General features: G+C 44.1%; 8 protein-coding genes and 4 pseudogenes. 8 read left to right on the top strand and 4 right to left on the bottom strand.

Going from position 1 to position 8,879, the window contains the following annotated elements:
* Positions 1 to 277: pseudogene (locus B9T16_RS22480) on the top strand (IS110 family transposase); the annotation flags it as partial.
* Positions 278 to 405: 128 nt separating this feature from the next.
* On the opposite strand, the gene B9T16_RS22475 reads toward B9T16_RS22480, so the two are convergent.
* A complete protein-coding gene (locus B9T16_RS22475; protein ID WP_006616327.1) occupies positions 406 to 738 on the bottom strand; it encodes a filamentous hemagglutinin outer membrane protein in 333 nt (110 codons plus the stop codon).
* A 70-nt stretch (positions 739 to 808) separates the two neighbouring features.
* Between B9T16_RS22475 and B9T16_RS22470 the strand changes: the two genes are divergently transcribed.
* The 3 genes from B9T16_RS22470 (at position 809) to rimO (ending at position 3,654) form a co-directional block, all read left to right on the top strand.
* Positions 809 to 1,051, top strand: coding sequence for a (2Fe-2S) ferredoxin domain-containing protein (locus tag B9T16_RS22470; protein WP_410245823.1), 243 nt, complete (start codon positions 809 to 811; stop codon positions 1,049 to 1,051).
* 17 nt (positions 1,052 to 1,068) lie between these two features.
* Positions 1,069 to 2,178 carry a mechanosensitive ion channel family protein gene (locus B9T16_RS22465; protein ID WP_006616329.1) on the top strand — a complete coding sequence of 370 codons (1,110 nt, stop codon included), beginning with the start codon at positions 1,069 to 1,071 and terminating at the stop codon, positions 2,176 to 2,178.
* Between the two features lie 156 nt (positions 2,179 to 2,334).
* The gene (gene rimO, locus B9T16_RS22460; RefSeq protein WP_410245822.1) at positions 2,335 to 3,654 is read left to right on the top strand and encodes a 30S ribosomal protein S12 methylthiotransferase RimO; all 1,320 of its coding nucleotides are present in this window, start codon (positions 2,335 to 2,337) and stop codon (positions 3,652 to 3,654) included.
* A 331-nt stretch (positions 3,655 to 3,985) separates the two neighbouring features.
* Here rimO and aroA read toward each other — a convergent pair whose 3' ends face one another.
* A complete protein-coding gene (aroA, locus tag B9T16_RS22455) occupies positions 3,986 to 5,338 on the bottom strand; it encodes a 3-phosphoshikimate 1-carboxyvinyltransferase (protein WP_410245821.1) in 1,353 nt (450 codons plus the stop codon).
* Between the two features lie 100 nt (positions 5,339 to 5,438).
* Here aroA and B9T16_RS22450 point away from each other — a divergent pair, with 100 nt between their 5' ends.
* Positions 5,439 to 5,930: a hypothetical protein gene (locus B9T16_RS22450; RefSeq protein ID WP_006616158.1), complete on the top strand. Its 492-nt coding sequence runs from the start codon at positions 5,439 to 5,441 to the stop codon at positions 5,928 to 5,930.
* Here the strand turns inward: B9T16_RS22450 and B9T16_RS22445 are convergent.
* Positions 5,927 to 6,406, bottom strand: a complete 480-nt coding sequence (locus B9T16_RS22445) for a hypothetical protein (RefSeq protein ID WP_410245820.1) — start codon at positions 6,404 to 6,406, stop codon at positions 5,927 to 5,929. The genes B9T16_RS22450 and B9T16_RS22445 overlap by 4 nt on opposite strands.
* Before the next feature lie 256 nt (positions 6,407 to 6,662).
* Here B9T16_RS22445 and B9T16_RS22440 point away from each other — a divergent pair.
* The 3 genes and pseudogenes from B9T16_RS22440 to B9T16_RS22430 form a co-directional block, all read left to right on the top strand.
* Positions 6,663 to 7,115: pseudogene (locus tag B9T16_RS22440) on the top strand (hypothetical protein); the annotation flags it as partial.
* A 91-nt stretch (positions 7,116 to 7,206) separates the two neighbouring features.
* Positions 7,207 to 8,143, top strand: a pseudogene (locus B9T16_RS22435) (IS630 family transposase).
* Between the two features lie 145 nt (positions 8,144 to 8,288).
* On the top strand, positions 8,289 to 8,432 hold the full coding sequence (locus B9T16_RS22430; protein WP_410245819.1) for a hypothetical protein: 144 nt from the start codon (positions 8,289 to 8,291) through the stop codon (positions 8,430 to 8,432).
* 112 nt (positions 8,433 to 8,544) lie between these two features.
* Here the strand turns inward: B9T16_RS22430 and B9T16_RS22425 are convergent.
* Positions 8,545 to 8,879: pseudogene (locus B9T16_RS22425) on the bottom strand (hypothetical protein); the annotation flags it as partial.

Below are 8,879 nucleotides of genomic sequence, written 5' to 3'. Positions count from 1 at the left end.
AAGCAAAGAGGCGCGATCGGTGTTGCATCAGTTTGTTGTTCGGGCAGTCGAGAGGGGGACTCATCGCGAACAGAAACCGGGTGGGGGTGCGATCGCGACAACCCCCTACGATTGCCTACCAAAATCCCCAGAGGCTCATTCGCTTAGAGTTTATTGGGTAACTAGAGCATACCACAAAGGGAACAAAGTTTCTGGGGCGGCGTTGAAAGCAGCAAGGAATGCCACATCCAGGAAACTAGCTGAGACGCTTTTTAAGGCTCTCTGGGATATGCGATAATAAGCCCCATAGAATTAGCTTAATTGCCCTGTACCCCGATCCAATTCCCTAGGTCGGGGTTTTTATTGGTGAAAGTTTGGGAATAAGATAGAAATAGGTTGGCGACTCCGTTGGCTTGTATCAGACCATCAATTATTTGATGGCATTCCCCCCGTTACCCGGCTGATAATGTTCTGAATATCTAGGCTATTGTTAAATAAGGCGATGCTACCAGTGCTAAGGGAAAATTCCCCGAAGCTATGAAAGAGGTTATTTCCCGCTTGGGTTCCACCTTCGATGTTGATAACATTACCTTGGGGAGTGACTATACTATTTTGAGGTAGGGTTCCATCTGGTCTAATCTGGGCGAGTGCGGGTGATGATAACGTACACAGGTTAAAATACATGGCACAAGCCATTAAACCAAGAAACCCCGGTTGATAGTAAATTTGCTGTGGTTGCTGTGATTTTTGCCTCAACACTTTAACACTCGTGCAGATTCAACCCTTTCTGCTACCCAATTTTAAACTATCAGGACTTTTTTTCGCTCTAATGTCTGTATCTAACTCTATCCAAATCATAATATGTCATAATCAGACCTGTCGTAAACAAGGCGCAGCCAAGGTTTTACAGGCTTTTCAGGCTGCCAATTTTTCCGTCGGGGTCATTACTCCTAGCGGCTGTCTGGGGTCCTGTGGTAATGGGCCGATGGTTTTGGTCTTACCGGAGCAAGTCTGGTATGATCACGTTACACCAGAACAAGTCCCCAGTATTTGGGCATCTATTGACAGTTAACAGTTGAAAAATTGACGATGGATATTTTAGAGATTTTACAAGAAGAATTATTGACCAATACCCTATCTGATTATTTAATCGCTTTTGTGATTATTGTGTTGGGTATTTTAGCCATCAGAGTCATCGAACAAATGATTTTGAGGCGGTTAAAACTCTGGGCGGTTAAAACCAATAGTCGGTTAGATGATGCCTTGGTGAAAATTGGGGATAGAGCCCTAATCCCCCTGGCTTATGTGGCTATATTTTATGTGGCAATCACTAACTTATCATTGCACCCAATTCTCGGTAATTTAATTAATGCGATCGCCTTAATTTTCTCCACCTTTTTAGGTGTGAGGCTGGTGGTATCCCTCGCTGAATATGCTATGCGGTTATACTGGTTAAATCGTCGAGACATAGAAACCGTAGACCGCGCCCTAAATGCCCTATTGCCAGCCATTCGTACCGCCGCCTGGGTATTAGGAATTATCTTTGTGCTAGATAACCTCGGCTTCAATATTTCCGCCGTGGTAGCGGGTTTAGGAATTGGGGGTGTAGCCATTGCTTTAGCCTCCCAAGGAGTCCTACAAGACCTATTTAGTTATTTCTCCATCCTGTTCGATCGCCCTTTTGAAATCGGCGATTTTATCGTAGTTGGGGACATGGCGGGAAGCATTGATTATGTAGGGATTAAAACCACCCGCATTAAAAGCATAAGTGGCGAACAAGTAGTAGTTCCTAATACCAACCTCACCGCCTCTCGTATTCATAACTATAAACGCATGGAAAGGCGGCGGATACTGTTTAAAATTGGTGTCATATATGAAACCAGCCAGGAGAAACTACAACAAATTCCCGCCCTCATTCGAGAGATTATCGAACCTATAGAAAACACCCTATTTGACCGGGCGCACTTCTCAAGTTTCGGAGACTTTAGCCTAGACTTTGAGATTGTTTACTATGTTCTCAGCAGCGATTATGCCATGTATATGGATATACAACAGCGGATTAATTATCAACTAAAATCTGCCTTTGAAGAAAGGGGGATTGAGTTTGCTTATCCAACTCAAGTTACCTATTTTGATGGTCTGAATAGCCCCAAAAACAGCCCCAGCCGTGAACCTCTCAGCCAGATTTTGAACCCTTAGAATAAAAAGCGCCCTCACACTTCCCCAAAATTCCTTAAACCGGAATTACAGAAAAGTAGTTATCAGTTGACTGATGCCATTGCCAATTGTCATGTTAACAGCTATAATGGTATACTTGTACTGTTCCGAGTTTGTGCATCCAAACTTTTATCAACTATGGCAACCAAGCCAACGATCGCATTTTCCCATTTAGGTTGCGAAAAAAATCGCATCGACACCGAACACATGATCGGTTTATTAGCCGAAGCCGGATATCAAGTAGACTCCAACGAAGAGGCTGCTGATTATGTGGTAGTGAATACCTGTAGTTTTATTGAATCAGCCAGAGAAGAGTCCGTCAACACCATAGTTGAACTAGCCGAAGCCCATAAAAAAGTAGTGATTACTGGGTGTATGGTGCAACACTTCCAGGAACAATTACTTGATGAACTTCCCGAAGCTGTAGCAGTAGTAGGAACCGGAGATTATCATAAAATTGTTAATGTAATTAATCGGGTAGAAAAAGGCGATCGCGTCTCGGAAATTTCTGCCGACCCCACCTATATTGCTGATCATACCGTCCCCCGTTATCGGACAACCACGGAAGGGGTCGCTTACCTACGCATAGCCGAAGGGTGTAACTATCGGTGCGCCTTTTGCATTATTCCCCACTTGCGAGGAAATCAGCGATCGCGTACCATTGAATCAATAGTTACCGAAGCCAAACAATTGGCAGATCAGGGAGTCCAGGAATTAGTGTTAATCTCCCAAATTACCACTAACTACGGAACCGACATTTATGGTGAACCAAAACTCGCAGACCTGATCCGCGCCTTGGGTAAAGTTGATGTACCCTGGATCAGAATGCACTACGCTTACCCCACCGGACTAACTCCCCAAGTCATTGATGCGATCACCGAAACCCCCAATTTTCTCCCCTACCTAGACCTACCCCTACAACATTCCCACCCGGAAATTCTCCGCGCCATGAACCGTCCATGGCAGGGTCAGGTTAATGACCATATTATCGAGAATATTAAAACAGCTATGCCTAATGCTGTAATTAGGACTACTTTTATTGTCGGTTTTCCCGGAGAAACTAACAGCCACTTTGAACACCTCCTCAAATTTGTGAAACGCCACGAATTTGATCATGTTGGTGTTTTCACCTTCTCCCCCGAAGAAGGAACCCCCGCTTATACTCTGGATAACACCGTATCTCAGGCGGTAATGGACGCGCGACGGGATGCACTAATGCAGGTACAACAGCCAATTTCTCTCAAGGGTAACCGCCAGTGCATTGGTCAGGTGGTGGATGTTTTAGTTGAACAAGAAAACCCCTCTACAGGGGAGTTCATAGGGCGATCGGCTAGGTTTGCGCCGGAAGTCGATGGCTTAGTTTATGTGGAAGGAAACGCCCGTTTAGGGTCCTTAGTTTCTGTGAAAATCACCGATGCTGATATTTATGACCTCTATGGTCACACCGTAGAAAATTGACTTTCTCCCCCTCTCGCCAGAGAGGGCGGGTTTATTAGTCTTCTCGGTGACAGATTTAATTGATACCTGTCGCCAGAGAGGGCGGGTTTATTAGTCTTCTCGGTGACAGATTTAATTGATACCTGTCGCCAGAGAGAGAGAGGGCGGGTTTATTAGTCTTCTCGGTGACAGATTTAATTGATACCTGTCGCCAGAGAGAGAGAGGGCGGGTTTATTAGTCTTCTCGGTGACAGATTTAATTGATACCTGTCGCCAGAGAGAGAGAGGGCGGGTTTATTAGTCTTCTCGGTGACAGATTTAATTGACAGCAGAACCCGCCCCTACGAAATTATCAATTATCAATTATCAATTGCTGTAGACTTTCGACAAAATCAGGGTAGGAAATAGCCGCAGCTTCGGCGCGATGAATAGTAGTAGAACCCTTGGCATTTAAAGCAGCGATCGCCAAACTCATAGCCATACGATGATCCGTGTCACTGTCCACTTCAGCCCCCCGTAAAGGGAAACCGCCAGTAATTTCCAAGCCATCAGGTAACTCCGAAATTTTCGCCCCCATTTTCGTCAATTCCGTAGCCATAACCGTAATGCGATCGCTTTCTTTAACCCGCAATTCCGCCGCATCTCGGATCGTAGTAGTCCCCTCTGCAAAAGCCGCCGCCACTGCCAAAATCGGAATTTCATCAATTAACCGAGGAATMAAATCACCCTTAATTTCACAGGCTTTTAATCGCGAGAAACGGACTCGTAAATCTGCCACAGGTTCCCCCGCCACAAGCCTTTCTCCTTGGGATTCAATATCAGCCCCCATCATAGCCATAGCCTCCAAAATCCCCGTCCGGGTGGGATTAACCCCCACATTTTCGATGGTTATATCCGAACCCGGAACAATAGAAGCCGCCACCAACCAGAAAGCAGCCGAACTGATATCACCAGGGACAATCACAGTTTGACCCTGCAATTTAGCCGGTCCGAACACCGTCACGCTGTTAGTGTCTGGATTCACTGTTAATTGCGCCCCAAAAGCCTTTAGCATTCGTTCCGTGTGATCCCTTGACAAGGCAGGTTCCGTCACGGTTGTAGCCCCTTCTACCATCAATCCAGCCAATAAAATGCAGGACTTGACCTGAGCCGAAGCGATGGGGGAATGATAATGAATCGGTTGGAGTTGTTGGCCACGAACCGCCAGAGGAGCCAAAGAACCCGATCGCCGCCCCCAAATAGTCGCCCCCATTTGGGTGAGAGGTCTAATAACCCTATCCATGGGTCGTTTTACCAGGGAACTGTCGCCTGTGATAGTAAAGAGGCGATCGGGGTGAGAAGCCAAAATCCCCAACATTAACCTCATGGTAGTGCCAGAATTGCCAGCATCAARGACACGGTCGGGTTCCTGTAAATTACCGATACCACAGCCTTTGACCTTAATCTGTTGTGAGTTCAACTCCGAAATTTCTGCCCCCAACCCAGAGAAACACTCAGCCGTGCTGCGAGGATCTGCGCCTAAGAGTAAACCCTCAATGGTGGTAACTCCTTCTGCTAGGGCTCCTAACATTAAAGCGCGGTGGGAGATAGATTTATCCCCAGGAATGGTAAGGCTACCCTGGAGGGATAAACCGGAAGTGGGAGGGTTAATTTTGAGTTTCTGTTGGTTTTCTGTATTTTCTAGGGTGACAACTACAGATGGCATTAGGATAGATGTAGATAAGGATTGATATTCAAATCCTATCGCTTTAGGGGTCCTGAGTTCCCATCAGGACTGAAAATCCTATCAATTAACAAGATATTTTATGCTCACTCATCACCGCAAGCCTGTTAGTCTATCTTGGATTTCTACGGATTTACCACTGCGATCGCAAATTGAGACAGCGGCTACCTTGTACCAAAAAGACAAACAGCAGTTTCATTTTATCCTACAGGAACCAGATCTGTTAGACTATCAATCCGAGAGTCATGGCGATCGAGTCCCCATTGTACCGCCATGTCACCCACCCAGACTCCTGTGGTTGGAAGTGTCCCCCGCTCGTGCCGTCATGACTATGCAGGGGAACAGTAAATTTAGCTATCGTCATCTATGGCAAAAAGGGATGTACGGGCTCAGTCGTTATTATCTTCAGGGTCAGTCGGAGTCTTTACCGAATCAAATTCGCCTGCGAAATTTTACCCGCGACCTAACTTTAGTTGGTTATCCCCTGCCAGAATTTTTGCGACTGGAGTATGAACTTTGGTCGGAAAAATTGCGCCTAGGTAACTATGTTTTACTGCTAAAAATTCACCATTAATTAGTCGATTTCGGAGGACAAGAAACTAGCATTTCCTGGGTTATATTATCATGGCGATCGCCTGCTTGCTGAGTCCTGATTGTGGCTTGGTGCATTTGTTGTTTGGCTTGTTTAAGTTGTTGTCGTCCTTGAAAGCTAACGGGGATAGTTTGTCCGGTTTCCAGCACCTGAGCCGTTTGGGTGAGACCTATGGCTATCTCCCGGAAACTCTGGCTATAACCATTTTGAAAAGTTTGTAATTCCTCGTTGTGAATATCTAGTTTTTCTACTTGGTTAGCGATGCCATCAAGTGCTACGGCTAACTGTTTGGTAGTCGCTATATCGTAGCGATCGCCTTGGGCTGTAATTAAGGAATTACCCCGGTGTACCACATCAATTAGTTTTTCGCATTGCCTAGCTTTTCGCGTATAACAGCCGCCCAAGAAAGTCGTTAACAGCAAGCTGAGTATTAAACACTTACCACGAGATAAAATCATCTGCGATCGTACCCTCCCATTGATGGGATTTGTTGATTAGTTTAACTGATACCTGGCTATTATTTCAAAAAACTACCCCCATGGCAAGACATCATAATGAAAATCACCCGGTTTCTGAGTCGGGGGGGTCAAGAAACCCGGTTTCTTTGAGAAACCCGGTTTCTCAGTCGGGGGGGGTGAAGGCAGCAATTGAGGACTGCTGTCGGAGCCTGACTAGAGTCTAATTAATAATTAGAGACCTCGAAAACAGCTATAAATGACCAGATTTATCTACGACCAATTCACCAAACAATATATCCAGGAACTCTTAAAGCAATTAGGTGCAACTGAAACCAGCAAAACCATGGCTTCAGAAAGGCGAGAAATTGACATCTTTTTCACACCCCGCCCGGAAAATCTCGCCTCGGCTAGTAACCTAGGCTTATTGGGAAGATTAGCCACCACCAGTGAGGTTTTTGAGCCTTTTAGCAATCCTGTTAAACCCAGAGAAATTCGCAGTTGTCTGGTGAAGTTCCTAGATATGAAGGCGCAATGGGAACGCCAAGCCACTCGGGAAAAAAGACGGCTCGCTCCCGGAGAATCACCCCGGTTGTGGATTCTGACCCCCACCGTATCCCCTGCCATCTTAGCAGATTTTGGCGCTACCGTAGACTTGGAAAACTGGATGAGTGGGGTGTACTTTCTCCCCAAGGGACTGGAAAGCGCTATGACAGCTTGTTCATTAAATATGTGTAACAATGAATACCTATAACAACTTGGTGATCAACTAGGGCTAAACTCAATTCCAACTGGATTCACCCATGAGCCGTTATTCTGTTGCTTTTAGGAAAAAAGTGGTCACCGCCTATCAATTAGGCCAAGGCTCAATTAGGCAACTTGCAGAGCAATTTATGATGAGTCCTGCTACTGTTCATAGTTATATCAAAAAAATATCGAGAAACTCAAGATCTAACTCCTCAAAAGCCCGGGCTCAATCGTCCTAGCCAGCTATAATCTTATCGATACTTTATTATTCAGATGGTACAAGATTACCCAGATGGGACAGTTCGACAGTATCGAGAACATCTCCTAAATGAGCTGGATGTTTATGTCAGCGTCGGAGGAATGTGTGAATTCCTCAAAAAAGAAGAACTAACTCTTAAAAAAAAANTTACCGGTCAGAAAAGGTAGCAACGGAAGAAGGTCAACAACAGCGATTTGATTACCGAGAGCGGGTGAGATATACCTCAAAAATGATATTCATTGATGAGACAGCTTTCTGGGTAGGGATGAGTCCCTCTATAGCGAGGAGTAAAAAAGGCAAAAAAGCATGATATTTAATACGATTTTATTAAGGCAAAAAATTACCTTAATTGGAGCCATAAGTATCGAATAATTGGTAGCTAAAAAAGCCATAGAAGGCTCTATGAAAGGTAAAGATTTTCAGGATTTTATTGAACAGGACTTGGTTCCGAGACTGAATCCAGGGGATGTCGTAGTTATGGATAACCTTAATATCCATAAAATGGAGGGCATTGAAGAAATGATCACTGCTACGGGAGCCAGAGTAGAATATTTACCACCCTACTCACCAGATTTCAATCCTATTGAAATGTTGTGGTCAACGGTTAAGTCAGTGGTCAGAATGTTTCCAACACGAGCAATGGAAGCACTAGAACAGTTAATTAAACTGGCTCTAATGCTGATGGAAATACGTTTAAGAACTGGTTTACTAAATGCGGTTACTGTACTAATTAAATATCGAACAAGCTGTAAGACTTCGTGGGCTGATTTGGTGTTGCGGTTGGGCTGGCTGAATCGAGTCGGCAGAGATGGGCGAGGAGATTCTATTTTTGCGTTTTATCATGCCACGTTTCAATGATGGAATGAAACAATTAGGCACTTGGCGATTTCAGAATTGATTAAGGTTCTTGAGAAGTGGCCTAATGAATATTCTCGTAAAGAAGCGGATCAGAATTTAGGTGAAATCGACCCAGGAAATCAAGAAGCAATCACACCTTTTGTCTGGGCCTATTACCTTGATTGATTTTGAAATATTGAGCATAAAACACTCGATATTTCAAAATTCTTTTTCATATTAGTAGTTGGTTTTAGATATTTGTTTATTGAATTAAAATCTTGCCATACAAAAGGCTGATCTAGTTGATTTTTTGCTGTAATTGATTTATAATATGCTGTACTTGATTTAATGACAAATCAAGAGTTTCTGAAATTTGTGGGGCTGTCAAACCTATTTTTATTAATTTAGGGATAGTCTTTAATTTAGTTTCAAGTTGAATATCCTTAATCATCGAATTATCAGTTTGTGTTGTTTGATGATTTGAATCAGGAGTAAATAAATCAGATTCTTCTAATTCCCCCTTTTCTGAATTAGAGCAAAGATTCAAATGACCAATTTGAACTGGATTGACTAACATAGAGTTAGAATTGGCAATTCCCAACCGTTCAACTGTAGCACAAAAATTAGACTTAT

The sequence above is a fragment of the Arthrospira sp. PCC 8006 genome (assembly GCF_046480465.1).
In the GTDB taxonomy this organism is placed as follows: Bacteria; Cyanobacteriota; Cyanobacteriia; order Cyanobacteriales; family Microcoleaceae; genus Limnospira; species Limnospira platensis.
The sequence above is the reverse complement of the archived record's forward strand: the minus strand, read 5'-3'. Positions and strand labels throughout refer to the sequence as shown.